Here is a 17,838-nt window from a genome sequence, read left to right on the forward strand (position 1 = left end):
ACATCATGATCTATGAAAAACGCACCTACACCATCAATCCGCTGAAAATGGCCGACTGGCTGGCGCTGTACCAGAGCGATGCCCTGGCGGTGCAAACTGACCATCTCGGCAAACTGATCGGCTTCTTTTTTACCGAGATCGGCGTGGTCAATCAGGTAGTGCACATCTGGGCTTACGAAAGCCTGGACGATCGCCTGGTACGCCGCGCGCGGATGGCCCAGGACGAGCGCTGGCAGACCTTCTCGCGGAAAAATCGCGAACTGGCCGCCGTGGAGCGCCTCGAGTCGGTGCTGATGCGCCCCACTGCTTTTTCACCATTGCAGTAAGGAGTCCATCATGAGCGGGCCTGTGAAGGTGGATATGCTGGTGGTCGGCTCCGGCGCGGCGGGACTCTCTGCCGCGGTCACCGCGGCAATGCACGGCGCCAGCGTCATGGTGGCGGAGAAGGCGTCAGTGCTCGGCGGAACCAGCGCCTGGTCCGGCGGCTGGCTGTGGATCCCCCGCAACCCGCTGGCGCGGGCGGAGGGCATCGACGAAGCGGCCGATGCTCCGCTGACCTATCTGCAGCATGAGATGGGGGGCGAAGCCGCCGACGAACGGCTGCAGACTTTCCTCCGTCACGGGCCGGAAATGGTGGATTTTTTTCATCAGCGGACGGCGGTGAAGTTTCTGTCGGGCAGCGCCATGCCGGACTTTCACGCGTCGCCGGGCGCGGCGAACGGTGGGCGGTCGGTGACCGCTCAGCCCTACGATGGCCGCCTGCTCGGCGACTGGCTCCACCGACTGCGCCCGCCGCTGGAGACCATCAGCCTGGCCGGGATGGGCATCGCCGGCGGCGCGGACATGGCGCATTTTTTTAACGCCACCCGCTCGCCGCGCTCCGCGCTGTATGCCGCCCGCCGCCTGCTGCGCCACGGCTGGCAGCGGCTGCGCGCCGGACGGGGGCAGCATCTGGTCAATGGCAATGCGCTGGTCGCCCGTCTGCTGCGATCCGCCCTCGACGCCGGAGTGCGCTTTCAACTCAATGCGCCTGCGGTTCGGCTGCTGCAGGGGCCGCAGGGCGTGTCCGGCGCGGTGCTGCGCAGCGATGACGGGGAGATGCACGTCGAAGCGGGTGCCGTGGTGCTGGCCTGCGGCGGTTTTCCCCACGATCGGCAGCGCCTGGCGCAGGTGGTGCCTCACGCCGCGGAGGGCTACGGCCATTTCTCCGCCGCGCCGCCTGACAATCAGGGCGAGGGGATCCGCCTTGGCGAATCCGTCGGCGGCCAGTTCGATACCCGCCTGCGCCACCCGCTGGCCTGGGCGCCGGTGTCCCGCGTCACCCTCGCCAGCGGCCAGCAGCTGATGTTTCCCCATCTGGTGGAGCGAGCCAAGCCCGGGGTGATCGCCGTCCTGCCTAACGGCCAACGCTTTGTTAACGAGGCCGACTCCTATCACGACTTTATCGCCGCCCTGCTGGCGGCGACGCCCGTGGGCGACACGCCGCAGGCCTGGCTGCTGGCCGATCGGCGCGCGCTGCGCCGCTATGGCCTGGGCCACGCCAGGCCCTTTCCGTTCACCCCTACCGCCTGGCTGCGTACCGGCTATCTGCTGCGAGGAAACACCCTGGCCGAGCTGGCGAAACTTTGCGCCATCGATACCGATGCGCTGGCGGAAACCGTTGAACGCTTTAATCACTTCGCCAGCACCGGTGAAGACGTCGATTTTCACCGCGGCGCATCGGCCTATAACCGCGCGCAGGGTGACCATCAGGTGACGCTCGGACCGCTGCGCGAAGGGCCGTTCTACGCGGTGCGCATTCTGCCCGGCTCGCTGGGCACCTTCAGCGGATTGCAAACCGACGAACACGCTCGGGTGCTGGACGGGCAGCAGCAGCCGATACCGGGCCTGTTCGCCATCGGCAACGACATGTCGAGCGTGATGCGCGGCTATTACCCCAGCGGAGGGATCACCCTCGGGCCGGCGATGACCTTCGGCTACCTGGTGGGCAAAAAACTGGCTGAAAACACAATAAAAACAGAGCAATAACAACCAGGGACGGCAATAACCCTGGCTAACTTCACCTGCAACTGAACCGGAGCCATTTATGAACATGCGTACCCTATCGCTCGCCGCGCTGAGCCTGCTCGATGTCTCTCCCCCCGAACAGGTGCGGATAGCGGCCAGAACCGGTTTTACCCACGTGGGTCTGCGGCTGCTGCCCGCCACCCCCGCCGACCCGGACTACGATATGCTGGGCGATACCCCCGCCGTCCGCGCGACCCTGGCCGCGCTGATGGAAACCGGCATCCGCGTCTCGGACGTGGAGATCGTCCGCCTGAGCCCGGGGTTTACCCTCGACGATCGGCTGCAGCGCTTTATGGAGACCGCCGCGCGGCTTGGCGCCGGGCAGGTGTTAGTCGCCGGGAATGACGACAACCTGCAGCGCAGCGCCGACAACCTGGCCACTCTCGCCGCGGCCGGCCGCCCGTTTGGCCTGACCATGAACCTTGAGCCAATGCCCTGGACCCAGCTGCGCACGATCGCCGATGCGCAGGCGCTGATCGCCGCCAGCGGGCGGGAGGATATTGGCATCCTGGTGGACGCCCTTCATTTCTGGCGCGCGGGAGAATCGCTCGCCGCCCTCTCCAGCCTGTCCGCGCATCATCTGAACTATATGCAGCTCTGCGATGGCGCGGCGCAGCGGCCGGAAAGCGAGCAGGAGCTCATCCGCCAGGCCCGCTCAGCGCGCAACGTGCCGGGGGAAGGCGGTTTGGATCTGCACGGTCTGATGTCGGCTCTGCCGGCGATGCTGCCGGTCTCCCTCGAGGTGCCGCTCGACGGCGAGCAGGGCGCCCTGCCGCCCCTCCAGCGGGCGCAATTACTGTTCACTGCCGCGCAGCCCTACCTGCGCTCCTGCGCATAAGGAATCCGCTATGACACAGACTCAACGCCTGGATGTCAGAGAGTTTATTAACCGTAACCCGCTGAGCCGCTTTCAAAAGCAGATTATTTTTCTCGGCTTTTGCGTTATCGCTCTCGATGGGTTTGATATCGCGATCATGGGCTTTATCGCCCCGACGCTGAAGCTGGAGTGGGGGGTAAGCAACCACCAGCTGGGCCTGGTGATCAGCGCCGCCCTGATCGGCCTCGCGCTGGGCGCTATTTTCTCTGGCCCGCTCGCCGACTGGCTGGGACGCAAAAAGATCATCATCAACAGCGTCTTCTTCTTCGGCTTCTGGACCATCGCCACCGCCTTCTCGCACAACATTGAGCAGATGATGTTCTTCCGCTTTATGACCGGCCTTGGACTGGGCGCCGCGATGCCGAACATCGGGACGCTGGTGTCGGAATACGCTCCGGAACGCCAGCGCTCATTTATTATTACCGTCATCTTCTGCGGCTTCACCTTCGGCGCGGCGGCCGGAGGATTCACCGCCTCATGGCTGATCCCGCAGTTTGGCTGGCACTCGCTGATGGCGCTCGGCGGCATTCTGCCGCTGCTGTTTGCCCCCCTGCTTATCTGGCGGCTGCCGGAATCAGTTCGTTTTCTGGTGATCAAACAAGCGCCAGCGGCGCGCATTCGCGCCATCCTTAATCGTCTTTATCCCGGACAAATCAGCGACAACGTGACGTTTATCCTGCCAGCGCAGCCGGCGGCCGGCAACGCGATGCGCATTGTGCTCTCCCGCCAGTACTGCTTTGGCTCGTTGATGCTATGGCTGGTCTATTTTATGGGGCTGTTCCTGGTCTATATTCTCGGCAGCTGGCTGCCAACGCTGGTTAAGGAGGTCGGGCTTACCGTCAGCCAGGCGGCCGTGATGACGGCGATCTACCAGGCGGGAGGCACACTCGGCTCGCTGTTTGCCGGCTGGCTGATGGACCGCATCAATCCCCATCGCGCGCTGGGAATGATCTACGCCGTCGGCGGCCTGTTTACCATGGCGATGGGCTACGCCGCGGGCAGCTTTGCCTTGCTCTGTATGCTGGCGTTTATCAGCGGCGCCTGCCTGAACGGCGCCAATACGGGCATGAACGCCCTCTCCGCCCGTTACTACCCCACGCAGGCGCGGGCGACCGGCTCCAGCTGGATGCACGGCGTCGGGCGGATCGGCGCGATCCTCAGCGCCTTTGCCGGCGCTGAGATGATGGCGCTCAACCTGCCCTTCGAAAGCGTCTTTTTGATCCTCGGCATCCCGGCTGCCCTCACCGTCGCAGGCCTGGCGGCGAAGGGCATCTTCGCCGCAGGTAATCCTCCCGCCGCTTCGCCAGCCCCCGCGTCTGTGCGCGGAGCGTAATGCGGTATCCTTCCTCCGGTGCAATCTGCGGATTGCACCGCGCGCTGCGGCTAAAAAGAACATTTATTTCATCTTGCCGTGTAACGAAAAGCGCTGCGCAACCGTCCGGCCTGCACCCATTGCCGTTGTTTCCCCTCTCCTCTTTTCAAGCCAGCACAAAATAAACTTCTGCTTATTCGATCCCCTTCGCATATATGAAAAATAAATTCCACACAACAATTGAAACAGAACAAACATTTCCTTAAGTTTAGGTCAGTTTATCCGGATGCGCGTTGCCGCAGGCGTCGGCATTGAGCGCCTCAGAGTGCGAATGATTTCAAAAAGGAGAGCACCATGTTAAACGGTCTGAAACCCTTATCCCGTTCCCTGCGTTGGGGCATGGTCGGCGGCGGGGGAACCAGCCAGATCGGCTACAGCCACCGCTGTGCGGCGCTGCGTGACAATGTTTACACCCTGCTGGCCGGCGCGCTTGACGTTGATGCCGAGCGCGGGCGCGCGTTTGGTGAACAGCTGGGCATCGCGCCGGAGCGCTGCTACGCCGACTACCAGACCCTGTTTCGTGAAGAAGCCCGCCGTCCTGACGGGATCGAGGTCGTCTCGGTCACCACCCCGAACAATACCCATTTCGCTATCACCAAAGCGGCGCTGGAAGCGGGCCTCCACGTCATCTGTGAAAAGCCCCTCTGCTTTACCGCCGAAGAGGCGCGCGAGCTGGTGGACCTGAGCAAAAAACAGAACAAAATCGTCGGCGTCACCTACGGCTACGCCGGCTATCAGATGATCCAGCAGGCGCGGCAGATGATTGCCGATGGGCTGCTCGGCGAGATCCGCATCGTCAATATGCAGTTCGCCCACGGCTTTCATAACCAGGCCGTCGAGCTGCAGGCAGAATCCACCCGCTGGCGCGTAACGCCGAAGTTCGCCGGGCCCAGCTATGTGCTGGGGGATCTGGCCACCCATCCCCTGTTTGTCGCCGAAACCATGGCGCCGCAGCTCAATATCAAACGGCTGATGTGCTCCCGCCAGAGCTTTGTCCCCTCCCGCGCGCCGCTGGAAGATAACGCCTTTGTCCTGATGGAGTATGACAACGGCGCGGTTGGTTCGATGTGGACCAGCGCGGTGAACAGCGGCGCCATGCACTCGCAAAAAGTGCGCATCGTCGGCGAAAAGGCGAGTATCGAATGGTGGGATGAGCATCCTAACCAGCTCAGCTATGAGGTGCAGGGCGAGCCGGCGCGCATTCTGGAACGCGGGATGCCCTACCTGAGCGCAAACGCGCTGGCGGACGATCGCATCGGCGGCGGCCACCCGGAAGGGCTGTTTGAAGCCTGGGCCAATCTCTATCGCCGCTATGCGCAGGCGATTGACGCCACGGACCGTGACGATCGCGCCTTCCTGCAAGACTTCTGGTATCCGGACGTCGAAGCCGGGCTGCACGGCGTCTACTGGGTCGAGCAGTGCGTCAAATCGGCTGATGCCGGCAGCCAGTGGGTTGACTTTACTTTACCTTAATTTTCCCCCTCGCCAGTGGAGTCCCCCTCCACTGGTTTATTGATTTTTACCAACTTGTCGCATCGCGCAACAGCCCCGTAATATCTGTTAAACAAACATTTATTTACGCTTCTTACCCCCCGCCGCTACACTAGGCGCAGTTTTTATATTGAGGTGGTAATGAACGATAACAAAATGACGCCAGGGGAACTGCGCGCGACCTGGGGTTTGGGGACGGTATTCTCCCTGCGCATGCTTGGCATGTTTATGGTCCTGCCGGTTCTGACCACGTATGGCATGGCATTGCAGGGCGCCAGTGAAGCGCTGATTGGCCTGGCGATCGGCATCTACGGTCTGGCGCAGGCGGTGTTCCAGATCCCCTTCGGACTGTTATCTGACCGTATTGGCCGTAAGCCGTTGATCGTCGGCGGCCTGCTTATCTTCGTGCTCGGCAGCGTCATCGCCGCGCTCACCGACTCCATTTGGGGCATCATTCTTGGCCGCGCCCTGCAGGGTTCCGGCGCCATCGCCGCCGCGGTCATGGCCCTGCTCTCCGATCTCACCCGCGAACAGAACCGCACCAAAGCGATGGCGTTTATTGGCGTCAGCTTCGGCGTCACTTTCGCTATCGCCATGGTGCTGGGGCCGATTATTACCCATCAGCTGGGCCTGCACGCCCTGTTCTGGATGATCGCCATCCTGGCGACCGTCGGCATCCTGCTCACCCTGTGGGTGGTTCCCAACAGCCAGAATCATGTGCTTAACCGCGAATCCGGGATGGTGAAGGGCTGCTTTAGCAAGGTGCTGGCGGAGCCGCGCCTGCTGAAGCTCAACTTTGGCATCATGTGCCTGCACATCATGCTGATGTCCACGTTTGTCGCGCTGCCCGGACAGCTGGAGGCCGCCGGCTTCCCGGCCGCCGAGCACTGGAAGATTTACCTGGTCACCATGGTTATCTCCTTCATCTCGGTGGTGCCGTTTATTATCTACGCCGAAGTGAAGCGCAAGATGAAGCGCGTCTTTTTGCTCTGCGTGGCCATCCTGCTGATTGCGGAAATTGTCCTCTGGGGCGCCGGAGGCTACTTCTGGGAACTGGTAGCGGGCGTTCAGCTCTTCTTCCTGGCGTTTAACCTGCTGGAAGCGCTACTGCCGTCATTGATTAGCAAAGAGTCGCCGGCGGGCTATAAAGGCACCGCGATGGGCGTCTACTCCACCAGCCAGTTCCTCGGGGTGGCGATTGGCGGCGCCCTTGGCGGCTGGGTCGATGGTTTCTTTGATTCACAGACCGTGTTTCTGCTGGGCGCGCTGCTGGCGATGCTGTGGCTGCTGGTGGCCAGCACCATGAGCGAGCCGCCCTACGTCAGCAGTCTGCGGGTGGAGGTACCGGACGGCGTGGTGGTCGACAGCGCGCTGCAGGCGCGTCTGCTCAGCGCCAGCGGGGTTCATCAGGCGCTGGTGGTGCCCGAGGAGCGTTCGGTGTATATCAAAATCGACAGCAAGGTCACCAACCGCTTCGAGATAGAGCAGCTCATCAAAGGGGTATAAAAAAAGCGGGGAATTCCCCGCTTTTTGCTGTCAGTCTACCGCCTTAGTCGCGGAAGTTTTTGAACTGGAACGGTTGTCCCAGATCGCCACCGCGCACCAGCGCCATCACCGACTGCAGATCGTCGCGGGACTTACCGGTCACGCGGATCTCTTCGCCCTGAATCTGGGCCTGCACTTTCAGCTTGCTGTCTTTGATCAGTTTAACGATCTTCTTCTGCACCGCGCTTTCAATGCCCTGTTTCAGCTTCGCTTCAACAAACCAGGTTTTACCGCTGTGTACGATATCTTCCGGCACGTCGAGGGAGGTGCCTTCAATGCCGCGCTTGAGCAGCTTGGCGCGCAGGATATCCAGCAGCTGATTCACCTGGAAGTCAGACTCGCTCAGCACTTTAATGGTCTTGTTGGCGTCGTTTAATTCAAACGTGGCTTCAACGCCACGAAAATCAAAACGCGACTCGACTTCGCGGCTCGCGTTGTCCACCGCGTTACGGGCTTCCTGAAGATCAACTTCAGAGACAATATCGAAAGATGGCATCTTTTCCTCTCCTTCCGTTTCTTTTGCGTTGCATAATACCTGCAACGCGGCATAACTCAACTTGTTATCCCGGAAGCTTAGCTGATTACGCAACGCTCGCGCTATTTTCCCCATGCTGCCCGACGACGCCGAAACCCCCTTTCCGTCCGACGATGCGAAAAGCGACGAGATATACTTTAGCCATCAGCGCCTGGGGTAGCGGCAGATGAGGAGGAACAATGAAAGTAACCGTACTGGGATGCGGTGCACTGGGACAACTATGGCTGACCGCGTTGTGCAAACAGGGACATGAAGTCCAGGGCTGGCTACGCGTACCGCAGCCATTCTGTAGCGTCAACGTCATTGAAACCGACGGCTCGGTGTTCAACGAGTCGCTGACGGCCAACGACCCCGATTTTCTTGCCAGCAGCGAGCTGCTGATTGTCACCTTAAAAGCCTGGCAGGTTTCAAACGCGGTGAAGCACCTGGCCGCGATCCTGCCGGTCACCACGCCGATTGTGCTGGTGCATAACGGCATGGGAACCGTCGAGGAGCTGCGCAGCGTGAAACAGCCGTTGCTGCTGGCCTCCACCACCCAGGCGGCGCGCCGCGACGGGAATGTCATCATCCACGTCGCCCAGGGCACCACGCACATCGGGCCGGCGAAAAGCTACGAAGAGGACTACAGCTACCTCGCTGAAGTGCTGCAGAGCGTGCTGCCGGATGTCGCCTGGCACAACAATATCTTTTCGGCCACCTGGCGCAAGCTGGCGGTTAACTGCGTGATTAACCCCCTGACCGCGCTGAAAGGGTGTAAAAACGGCGATCTGCGCGACTATCCGCAGGAAGTTGCGGCCATTTGTCGCGAGGTGGCGGCAGTGATGGAGCGCGAAGGTATTCATACCTCGGCGGAAAACCTGCTATTTTATGTCGAACAGGTGATTGAAAGTACGGCAGAAAATATCTCATCCATGCTGCAGGACGTTCGCGCCCAGCGGCACACGGAGATCGACTATATCACCGGTTTTCTGCTCAACCGCGCCCGCGCCCACGGCGTTGCCGTACCGGAAAACGCCCGCTTATTTGAACTGGTCAAGCGTAAGGAGAATGAATATGAGCGCGTCGGCACTGATTTGCCTCGCCCCTGGTAGCGAAGAGACCGAAGCGGTCACCACCATCGACCTGCTGGTTCGCGGCGGAGTCAAAGTGACCACCGCCAGCGTCGCCAGCGACGGCAACCTGTCCATCGTCTGCTCGCGCGGCGTCAAACTGCTGGCGGATGCCCCGCTGGTCGAGGTGGCCGATGGCGATTTCGATATCATCGTCCTCCCGGGCGGTATCAAGGGCGCAGAGTGCTTCCGCGACAGCCCGTTGCTGGTGGAAACCGTCCGACAGTTCCATCTCTCCGGGCGCATTGTGGCCGCCATCTGTGCCGCCCCGGCGACCGTGCTGGTGCCCCATCAGCTGTTCCCGATCGGCAACATGACCGGTTTTCCGGCGCTGAAGGATCATATCCCCGCCGATCAGTGGCAGGATAAACGGGTGGTCTGGGATCCACGGGTGAATCTGTTAACCAGCCAGGCGCCGGGAACATCGATTGATTTCGCCCTGAAAATGATCGATCTGCTGGTGGGGCGCGAGAAAGCGTATGAGGTCGCCTCGCAGCTGGTGATGGCCGCCGGCATCTATAATTACTACGAAGCCTGATAGCCGGTCCGCGCCGCGGACTGGCTCCCCCTTTTCCTGAGGAGTCGTAGCATGTCCCGTAGCGCAACCGATTCTCGCGATCTTGTTATCAGCCGCCTGCTCAGCGCGCCCGTCCCTGCCCTGTGGCGCGCGTGGGCCGACCCGGCATTACTCAAAACCTTGTGGTGCCCGAAGCCCTGGCAAACCGAGGTGCTGGCCTTTGATTTTCGCGCCGGCGGGGCCTTTCACACCGTGATGCACGGCCCTGACGGTGAACGCAGCGATAACCCCGGCTGTTTTCTTGAGGTTATCCCGCAACAAAAAATCGTCATGACCTCGATGCTGACGGCGGATTATCGTCCCGCCGTTTCCCCCTTCGCGATGACGGCTATCATCACCTTTGCCGATGAACAGGGCGGGTGTCGCTATACGGCCACGGTGCTGCATGCCGACGATGAAACCCGCGAGCAGCATGAGCAGATGGGATTTTTCGAGGGCTGGAATATTGTCATCGATCAGCTGAATGACCTGGCGCTGACCCTGCGCTAATACACGCCCCTGCCAATAGTAAAAAGGCCTTCCATCAGGGAAGGCCTTTTGCATCATAACAACCTGTTACGGGCGATAAACTTTTACGTTGCTGAAACCCTGCTCGCGCAGATAAAGCGCCTGCAGACGGCTCATCACCCCGCGTTCGCACCACAGCAGCCAGGTTTTGCTCTGATCGAGATCGCCAAATTTGGTGCTCAGCTTGTAGAACGGCAGGGAAACGACCTCAACCCCCTCGACCTTCAGCGGCTTGTCTTCCTGCTCGTCGATGGAGCGAATGTCGAGGATCGCATCGTTGGCGCCAAAGCCGGTCACGGTTTCCACTTCCACCACCGTCTCTTCCGTCTGCTGGGCGATTTCGCGAATATCGATATTGCTCGCCTCTTCCACCACTTTATCGAGGATGCTGAAATCGAAGTGTTCTTCTTCCGCTTCAATCTTCGCCTTCACCGCCTTCACGGTCGGGCTTTTGGAGATCACGCCGCAGTACTCCGGCATGGTGCGGGCGAAATCTTCCGTGCCGATCTCGCGGGCCAGGTCGATGATGTGCTCTTTATCGTGCGAAATCAGCGGACGCAGGATCAGGGTATCGGAGACGTTGTCGATCAGGCGCAGGTTGGTGAGAGTCTGACTGGAGACCTGGCCCAGCGCTTCGCCGGTGACCAGCGCCTGCACGCCGTAGCGTTCCGCGACCTTTGACGCGGCGCGGACCATCATGCGCTTGAGCACCACGCCCATCTGACCGTCATCCACTTTTTCGAGGATTTCGCCGACCACCGGCTCAAAGTTAATCGCCACAAAGCGAACGCGGTGCGAGCTGCCGAAGCGGTTCCACAGATAATGCGCGACCTGGCGGACGCCAATCTCATGGGCGGCGCCGCCAAGGTTAAAGAAGCAGTAGTGCACACGGCAGCCGCGGCGCATCAGCATGTAGCTGGAGACGCCGGAGTCAAAGCCGCCGGAAATCAGCGACAGCACATCTTCCTGCGTGCCGATCGGGAAGCCGCCGATACCTTCATAGCGGCCTTTCACCAGCAGCAGGCGATCGTTTTCAATCTCAAGATTGACGGTGACGTCCGGGTCGGTCAGCTTCACGCGCGCCGTTTCAATATGCTGATTCAGGCCGCCGCCGACGTAGCGCTCCACCTCAATTGAGGTGAATTCATGTTTGCCGCGACGCTTCACCCGCACGCAGAAGGTTTTGCCTTCCAGCGCCTCGCGCCACAGCGGTAGCGTCTGCTCAAAAATATCGTGCAGCGAGGTGAACGGTACGTCTTCGACTTCCAGAATATGGTGGATGCCGGGAATACGGGTCAGCGCATCGCGAATAGCCGGGCGCTGATTTTCATCTTTCGCGCGAACTTCGATATGATCCCAATGACGAACGACGGCCAGCGTCTCGTCATAGTTTTTGAGAACGTTACGAATGTTCCCGGTTAAGATTTTAATGAAGCGCAACCGCACAGATTGGCTTTTGATGGTGATTTCCGGGAACAATTTAATGATAAACTTCATGGCGACAATAGTTCGTTGGCAAGCCCGACGGGGCTTTAAGCAAAAGTTGTAAAGCAGCGCACACCGGTGCCTGCATCCTGGGCGCGGAGTATATCACCATTGCGCGTTATTTGCTTACACGCGTGACTTCGTTACCATACCCGGTATTGCCGTCGCGACATAACAAGAGTCTACATTCACTATGCCAAAGAAAAATGAGGCCCCGGCCAGCTTTGAAACTGCGCTGGGCGAACTGGAGCAGATCGTTAACCGTCTGGAAAGCGGCGATTTGCCGTTAGAAGAAGCGCTCAGCGAATTTGAGCGCGGGGTCCAGCTGGCCCGCCAGGGGCAAAGCCAGCTACAGCAGGCCGAACAGCGCGTGCAGATCCTGCTGGCGGATAGTGAAGATTCCCCGACCACGCCTTTTACGCCGGACGCTGAATAAATGGATTTCCCGCAACAATTGCAGGCCTGTGTGGAACAGGCTAACGAGGCGCTGCGCCGTTTTATCGCGCCGCAGCCCTTTCAGAACACTCCGCTGGTGGAAGCGATGCATTATGGCGCACTCTTAGGCGGTAAACGCCTGCGTCCCTTCCTTGTCTACGCTACCGGCGAGATGTTCGGCGTGAGCCGCACCACGCTGGACGCCCCTGCCGCCGCGGTCGAATGCATTCATGCTTATTCCCTGATGCATGATGATTTGCCGGCGATGGATGATGACGATCTGCGTCGCGGACTGCCGACCTGCCATATTAAATTTGGCGAAGCCAACGCAATTCTTGCGGGAGATGCCCTGCAAACGCTGGCGTTTTCTATACTCAGTGATGCGCCGATGACGGACGTCCCTGACCGGGATCGTCTGGCGATGGTTTCCGAACTGGCGCAGGCCAGCGGCGTGGCGGGCATGTGCGGCGGCCAGGCGCTGGATCTGCAGGCGGAAGGACAGCAGGTGAATCTGCAGGCGCTGGAGCGTATCCACCGCCACAAAACGGGCGCGCTGATCCGCGCCGCCGTCCGCATGGGGGCGCTGAGCGCCGGCGAACGTGGGCGCGCCGCCCTTCCCGCGCTGGATCGCTATGCGGAAAATATCGGCCTGGCCTTCCAGGTCCAGGATGACATTCTCGACGTGGTAGGGGATACTGCGACCCTTGGCAAACGTCAGGGTGCCGACCAGCAATTGGGTAAAAGCACCTATCCCGCCCTCCTGGGCCTTGAGCAAGCCCGGAAGAAAGCGCATGACCTGATCGCTGATGCCCGCCGGTCGTTAGATGAACTGGCCGCACAATCTCTGGATACTTCGGCACTGGAAGCGCTCGCGAATTACATTATTCAGCGCGATAAATAAACAATAAATGAGTCTCTGATGAGTTTTGATATTGCCAAATACCCGACCCTGGCGCTGGTAGATTCCACCCAGGAGTTGCGCCTGTTGCCAAAAGAGAGCCTGCCGAAGCTGTGTGATGAGCTGCGGCGCTACCTGCTGGACAGCGTCAGCCGCTCCAGCGGTCACTTTGCCTCTGGCCTCGGCACCGTGGAACTGACCGTGGCGCTGCACTACGTCTATAACACGCCCTTCGATCGCCTGATCTGGGACGTCGGCCACCAGGCCTACCCGCATAAAATTCTGACCGGCCGCCGCGACAAAATCGGCACCATTCGCCAGAAAGGCGGCCTGCACCCCTTCCCGTGGCGCGGTGAGAGCGAGTACGACGTACTGAGCGTCGGTCACTCCTCCACCTCCATTTCCGCTGGCATCGGGGTGGCTATCGCCGCCGCGAAAGAGGATAAGCAGCGGCGCGCGGTGTGCGTGATTGGCGACGGGGCGATCACCGCCGGCATGGCGTTTGAGGCGATGAACCACGCCGGAGATATCAAACCCGATCTGCTGGTGGTGCTGAATGACAATGAAATGTCGATCTCTGAGAACGTCGGCGCGCTGAACAATCATCTGGCGCAGCTGCTCTCCGGTAAGCTCTACTCCACCCTGCGCGAAGGCGGCAAAAAGGTCTTCTCCGGCGTACCGCCGATTAAAGAGCTGCTTAAGCGGACCGAAGAGCATATCAAAGGCATGGTGGTGCCAGGGACGCTGTTTGAAGAGCTGGGCTTTAACTATATCGGCCCGGTGGATGGCCACGATGTGCTCGGCCTGGTCAGCACGCTGAAGAACATGCGCGACCTGAAGGGCCCGCAGTTCCTGCATATTATGACCAAAAAAGGCCGCGGCTATGAGCCCGCCGAGAAAGACCCGATCACGTTCCACGCGGTGCCGAAGTTCGACCATACCAGCGGCGTGCTGCCCAAAAGCAGCGGCGGTCTCCCCTCCTACTCGAAAATCTTCGGCGACTGGCTGTGCGAAACGGCGGCCAAAGACAGCAAACTGATGGCCATCACCCCGGCGATGCGCGAAGGTTCAGGGATGGTGGAATTTTCGAAGAAATTCCCCGATCAGTACTTTGACGTCGCCATCGCCGAGCAGCATGCGGTCACCTTCGCCGCCGGACTGGCGATTGGCGACTACAAGCCCGTCGTCGCCATCTACTCCACGTTCCTGCAACGAGCCTACGATCAGGTGATCCACGATGTGGCTATTCAGAAGCTGCCGGTGCTGTTTGCCATCGACCGCGCCGGGATTGTCGGCGCAGACGGCCAGACGCATCAGGGGGCGTTCGATCTCTCCTTCCTGCGCTGTATTCCGGATATGGTGGTGATGACGCCGAGCGATGAAAATGAATGCCGCCAGATGCTGCACACCGGCTACCACTACAGCGACGGACCCTGCGCGGTGCGCTATCCGCGCGGCAGCGGCACCGGCGCGACGCTGGAGCCGCTGGCATCGCTGCCGATCGGCAAAGGGGTCGTGAAGCGCCAGGGCGAGAAGGTCGCGATCCTTAACTTCGGCACCCTGCTGCCGGAAGCCGCGGCGGTGGCGGACAAACTCAACGCCACCCTGGTGGATATGCGCTTTGTGAAGCCGCTGGATACCGCGCTGATCCTGCAGCTGGCAGGCGAGCACGACGTTCTGGTGACGCTGGAAGAGAACGCCATTATGGGCGGCGCCGGCAGCGGCGTGAATGAAGTGCTGATGGCCCATCGCCGGGCGGTACCGGTACTCAATATTGGCCTGCCGGATGTCTTTATTCCGCAGGGCACTCAGGAAGAGATCCGCGCCGACCTCGGCCTTGATGCCGCCGGCATTGAAGCCAAAATCCTCGACTGGCTGGCATAATCGCCCCTCCCGCTCCTGCTATGCTTAAGGGATACCCTTGATGAATAGCAGGAGCGCACTATGCACTATATCCCCCTCGGCGATACTGCCTTACGTGTTTCCCGACTCTGCCTCGGCTGCATGACCTTCGGCGAGCCGGACCGCGGCAGGCACGCCTGGACGCTTCCGGAAGAGAGCAGTCGCCCGCTCATTCAGCACGCCATTGAAGGCGGCATCAACTTCTTCGATACCGCCAACAGCTACTCCGACGGCAGCAGCGAAGAGATCGTCGGCCGAGCCCTGCGCGACTTTGCCCGCCGCGATGAGGTGATTGTCGCCACCAAGGTCTATCACCAGGTCGGCGATCTGGCGGAAGGGCTTTCCCGGGCGCAGATCCTGCGCTCCATCGACGACAGCCTGCGCCGTCTCGGGATGGACTATGTCGACCTGCTGCAGATCCACCGCTGGGACTACAGCACCCCGATTGAAGAGACGCTCGAAGCGCTGGACGAGGTGGTGAAAGCCGGCAAAGCGCGCTATATCGGCGCCTCGTCCATGCATGCCCGGCAGTTTGCCCAGGCGCTGGCGCTTCAGCAGCAGAACGGCTGGGCGCGCTTCGTCACCATGCAGGATCACTACAACCTGATTTACCGGGAAGAAGAGAATGAGATGCTGCCCCTGTGCCAGCGTAACGGCGTGGCGGTGATCCCGTGGAGCCCGCTGGCGCGCGGCAGACTGACCCGCCCATGGGGTGAGACCACCGCCCGGCTGGTCTCGGATGAGTTCGGCAAATCGCTTTACAGCACCAGCGAAGAGAACGACGCGCAGATCGCCGGGAATCTCGCGGACGTGGCGGAAGAGCTCGACGCCAGTCGCGCGCAGGTCGCCCTCGCCTGGCTGTTAAGCAAGCCCGGCGTCGCCGCGCCGATTATCGGTCCGTCGCGCCAGGAGCAGCTCGATGACCTGCTGCAGGCGGTGGATTTGACGCTATCTTCGGAACAGATCGACAAACTGGAGGCGCCCTATCAGCCGCATCCGGTGGTAGGATTTAAGTGACGGGCGTGATTTCCCCGACAGCATGGCGCTGCCGGGGAGCAGCGGTCAAAGCAGACCGATCGGCCAGTGATGGCCAATAACATACAGCACGCCGGCGGAGATCACCCCGGCGACGATATCGTCCACCATGATCCCCATTCCACCGTGAATATTGCGGTCAAACCAGCGAATCGGCCACGGTTTCCACATATCGAAAATACGGAAAATGACGAAGCCGGCGGCCACCCACTGCCAGTCCAGGGTCGGCAGCGCCATCAGGGTGATCCACATCCCGACGAACTCGTCCCAGACGATGCTGCCGTGGTCATGGGTGCCCATATCTTTGGCCGTGCGATGGCACAGATAGACTCCGATACAGATGCTCATCATCACCACCAGCGAGTAGAGCTGCCAGGGGAGAAAAGTCATCAGATACCAGAACGGGATCGCCGCCAGCGAGCCCATCGTCCCCGGCACCACCGGGCTTAAGCCGCTGCCAAAGCCGGTCGCCAGCAGATGCCACGGATTACGCATACTCAGGCGGCTAAGCGCCTCGTCTCGACTACGCAAAGTGATCGTATCCCTTTAAATCAAGCATGACCGGCTTACCGTCACGGATAAACTGCAAACCTTCGCTCTCCGGCGCAATCTGTCCGATACAGGTAAAACGCGCGCCTAGATGGCCAAGGGCCACGTCCAACGCCCCGCGGTTCAGTTCCGGTACGGTAAAGCACAGTTCGTAATCTTCTCCACCTGCGAGCGCCCAGCGCAGCGCCTGCTCGGGCTCAACCTGGCGCAGCATGGCGTCAGAGTACGGCATGGCATCAAGATCGATGCGCGCGCCGCAGTCGCTGGCTTTGAGAATATGACCCAGATCGGAGATCAGGCCGTCGGAGAGATCGATGGCCGACGTCGCCAGGTCGCGCAGCGCCTGGCCCTGCAGCACGCGGGGCATCGGACGCAGGTGACGGGCCAGCAGGTAATCGGCATCCGTCGGCGCATCCACCGTCAGACGGTTCTGCAACAGCGCCAGGCCGGCGGCGCTGTCCCCTGGAGTGCCGGTGACATAGATCCAGTCTCCCGGCTTCGCGCCTGAACGTTTCATGGCGCGCCCTGGCGGCACAAAGCCGTGGATACCCAGGGTCATGGCGAGCGGGCCGCGGGTGGTGTCGCCGCCAATCAGCTGCATATCGTAGTAGTCAAGCTGGACAAACAGGCTGTCGCTGAAGGCTTCCAGCCAGGCTTCATCCACCTCCGGCAAGGTCAGCGCCAGGGTGAGCCACGCCGGCTCCGCGCCCATCGCCGCGAGGTCGCTCAGGTTTACCGCCAGCGCTTTATAGGCGAGGTCGGCCGGGTCGATATCGGGTAAGAAGTGATTGCCCGCCACCAGAGTGTCGGTGCTGATTGCCAGCGTTTTTTTCTCGGGAATATTCAGGAGAGCGCAGTCGTCGCCGATACCGGTTTCGACATCAAGACGAGCGCTTTTAACGCGATCAAAATAACGGGCAATCAGGGAGAATTCGCCACATGCCATACGTTATGCCTCAGCAAAATAATAAATAAGGCCGGGTTGCGAGGCGACCCTCGCAAAACCCGGCCTGCAGTTTACTTCTTGTGGGGACGAATTACCGGAGCCGCTTTGTCCAGCACGCCGTTGACGAACTTGTGGCTATCTTCAGCGCCGAAGGTTTTCGCCAGTTCGATAGCTTCATTGATGGCCACTTTATACGGTACGTCATCACGTTTGGATAGCTCAAACAGCGCGATACGCAGCACCGCTTTTTCCACCTGACCCAGCTCTTCCAGCTGACGGGACAGGTAGGGCTTCATCAGGCCGTCGAGGTACGCGCTGTTAGTCGCCACTCCGGACAGCAGTTCGCGGAAATACAGAACATCAACATCTTTTACGTCCTGTTCCGCCAGGAACTGGTATTCGACATCAGCGATGTCGTTGTGGGACAACTGCCAGGAGTAGAGCGCCTGAACGGCACACTCACGGGCGCGGCGACGAGCAGCAGGTTTCACGGAATTCCCCTTACAAA

Annotated in this window: 18 protein-coding genes; 13 read left to right on the top strand and 5 right to left on the bottom strand. The window is 60.6% G+C overall.

Annotated elements, in window-relative coordinates:
- Positions 1-5 precede the first annotated feature (5 nt).
- The 6 genes from L2I46_RS04020 to L2I46_RS04045 all read left to right on the top strand — a co-directional run bounded on the left by L2I46_RS04020 (position 6) and on the right by L2I46_RS04045 (position 7,313).
- Positions 6-326: an NIPSNAP family protein gene (locus L2I46_RS04020; RefSeq protein ID WP_004204812.1), complete on the top strand. Its 321-nt coding sequence runs from the start codon at positions 6-8 to the stop codon at positions 324-326.
- Between the two features lie 10 nt (positions 327-336).
- Positions 337-2,028, top strand: coding sequence for an FAD-dependent oxidoreductase (locus tag L2I46_RS04025; RefSeq protein WP_101862447.1), 1,692 nt, complete (start codon positions 337-339; stop codon positions 2,026-2,028).
- Positions 2,029-2,086: 58 nt separating this feature from the next.
- Complete coding sequence (locus tag L2I46_RS04030) at positions 2,087-2,905, top strand: sugar phosphate isomerase/epimerase family protein (RefSeq protein WP_236947561.1); 819 nt, start codon at positions 2,087-2,089, stop codon at positions 2,903-2,905.
- Between the two features lie 10 nt (positions 2,906-2,915).
- Positions 2,916-4,277 carry an MFS transporter gene (locus L2I46_RS04035; RefSeq protein WP_121936313.1) on the top strand — a complete coding sequence of 454 codons (1,362 nt, stop codon included), beginning with the start codon at positions 2,916-2,918 and terminating at the stop codon, positions 4,275-4,277.
- A gap of 333 nt (positions 4,278-4,610) precedes the next feature.
- Positions 4,611-5,789: a Gfo/Idh/MocA family protein gene (locus L2I46_RS04040; protein WP_023288604.1), complete on the top strand. Its 1,179-nt coding sequence runs from the start codon at positions 4,611-4,613 to the stop codon at positions 5,787-5,789.
- 159 nt (positions 5,790-5,948) lie between these two features.
- Positions 5,949-7,313: an MFS transporter gene (locus tag L2I46_RS04045; protein ID WP_023288603.1), complete on the top strand. Its 1,365-nt coding sequence runs from the start codon at positions 5,949-5,951 to the stop codon at positions 7,311-7,313.
- Positions 7,314-7,356: 43 nt separating this feature from the next.
- Here L2I46_RS04045 and L2I46_RS04050 read toward each other — a convergent pair whose 3' ends face one another.
- Positions 7,357-7,848, bottom strand: a complete 492-nt coding sequence (locus tag L2I46_RS04050; protein ID WP_002891465.1) for a YajQ family cyclic di-GMP-binding protein — start codon at positions 7,846-7,848, stop codon at positions 7,357-7,359.
- A gap of 218 nt (positions 7,849-8,066) precedes the next feature.
- On the opposite strand from L2I46_RS04050, the gene panE reads away from it, so the two are divergent.
- Genes panE through L2I46_RS04065 form a run of 3 tightly spaced genes read left to right on the top strand, consistent with a single transcriptional unit; the run spans position 8,067 to position 10,062 of the window.
- Positions 8,067-8,978: a 2-dehydropantoate 2-reductase gene (panE, locus tag L2I46_RS04055; protein ID WP_023288602.1), complete on the top strand. Its 912-nt coding sequence runs from the start codon at positions 8,067-8,069 to the stop codon at positions 8,976-8,978.
- Entirely contained in the window at positions 8,941-9,534 is a 594-nt protein-coding gene (yajL, locus tag L2I46_RS04060) for a protein deglycase YajL (RefSeq protein ID WP_236947562.1), read from the top strand. The genes panE and yajL overlap by 38 nt, the downstream gene beginning before the upstream one ends.
- Before the next feature lie 51 nt (positions 9,535-9,585).
- On the top strand, positions 9,586-10,062 hold the full coding sequence (locus tag L2I46_RS04065; protein ID WP_236947563.1) for an SRPBCC family protein: 477 nt from the start codon (positions 9,586-9,588) through the stop codon (positions 10,060-10,062).
- A 66-nt stretch (positions 10,063-10,128) separates the two neighbouring features.
- Here the strand turns inward: L2I46_RS04065 and thiI are convergent, their stop codons facing one another.
- The gene (thiI, locus tag L2I46_RS04070) at positions 10,129-11,577 is read right to left on the bottom strand and encodes a tRNA uracil 4-sulfurtransferase ThiI (protein ID WP_004151340.1); all 1,449 of its coding nucleotides are present in this window, start codon (positions 11,575-11,577) and stop codon (positions 10,129-10,131) included.
- 181 nt (positions 11,578-11,758) lie between these two features.
- On the opposite strand from thiI, the gene xseB reads away from it, so the two are divergent.
- Genes xseB through L2I46_RS04090 form a run of 4 tightly spaced genes read left to right on the top strand, consistent with a single transcriptional unit; the run spans position 11,759 to position 15,817 of the window.
- On the top strand, positions 11,759-12,001 hold the full coding sequence (gene xseB, locus L2I46_RS04075) for an exodeoxyribonuclease VII small subunit (protein WP_004204824.1): 243 nt from the start codon (positions 11,759-11,761) through the stop codon (positions 11,999-12,001).
- The gene (gene ispA, locus L2I46_RS04080) at positions 12,002-12,901 is read left to right on the top strand and encodes a (2E,6E)-farnesyl diphosphate synthase (RefSeq protein WP_004204826.1); all 900 of its coding nucleotides are present in this window, start codon (positions 12,002-12,004) and stop codon (positions 12,899-12,901) included.
- Between the two features lie 18 nt (positions 12,902-12,919).
- Positions 12,920-14,782 carry a 1-deoxy-D-xylulose-5-phosphate synthase gene (gene dxs, locus L2I46_RS04085; protein ID WP_023288599.1) on the top strand — a complete coding sequence of 621 codons (1,863 nt, stop codon included), beginning with the start codon at positions 12,920-12,922 and terminating at the stop codon, positions 14,780-14,782.
- A gap of 60 nt (positions 14,783-14,842) precedes the next feature.
- Positions 14,843-15,817 (top strand): aldo/keto reductase, encoded by a 975-nt coding sequence (locus L2I46_RS04090; protein ID WP_023288598.1) that lies wholly within the window; start codon positions 14,843-14,845, stop codon positions 15,815-15,817.
- Between the two features lie 45 nt (positions 15,818-15,862).
- On the opposite strand, the gene pgpA is transcribed toward L2I46_RS04090, so the two are convergent.
- The 3 genes from pgpA to nusB all read right to left on the bottom strand — a co-directional run bounded on the left by pgpA (position 15,863) and on the right by nusB (position 17,821).
- Positions 15,863-16,366, bottom strand: a complete 504-nt coding sequence (gene pgpA / locus L2I46_RS04095) for a phosphatidylglycerophosphatase A (protein WP_004177266.1) — start codon at positions 16,364-16,366, stop codon at positions 15,863-15,865.
- Complete coding sequence (gene thiL, locus L2I46_RS04100) at positions 16,359-17,330, bottom strand: thiamine-phosphate kinase (RefSeq protein WP_109546608.1); 972 nt, start codon at positions 17,328-17,330, stop codon at positions 16,359-16,361. Before thiL ends, pgpA begins: the two co-directional genes overlap by 8 nt.
- A 71-nt stretch (positions 17,331-17,401) precedes the next feature.
- Complete coding sequence (gene nusB, locus L2I46_RS04105; protein ID WP_002891356.1) at positions 17,402-17,821, bottom strand: transcription antitermination factor NusB; 420 nt, start codon at positions 17,819-17,821, stop codon at positions 17,402-17,404.
- Positions 17,822-17,838 lie beyond the last annotated feature (17 nt).

It is taken from the genome of Klebsiella sp. 2019SCSN059 (genome assembly GCF_021739525.1).
GTDB lineage: Bacteria > Pseudomonadota > Gammaproteobacteria > Enterobacterales > Enterobacteriaceae > Klebsiella > Klebsiella quasipneumoniae.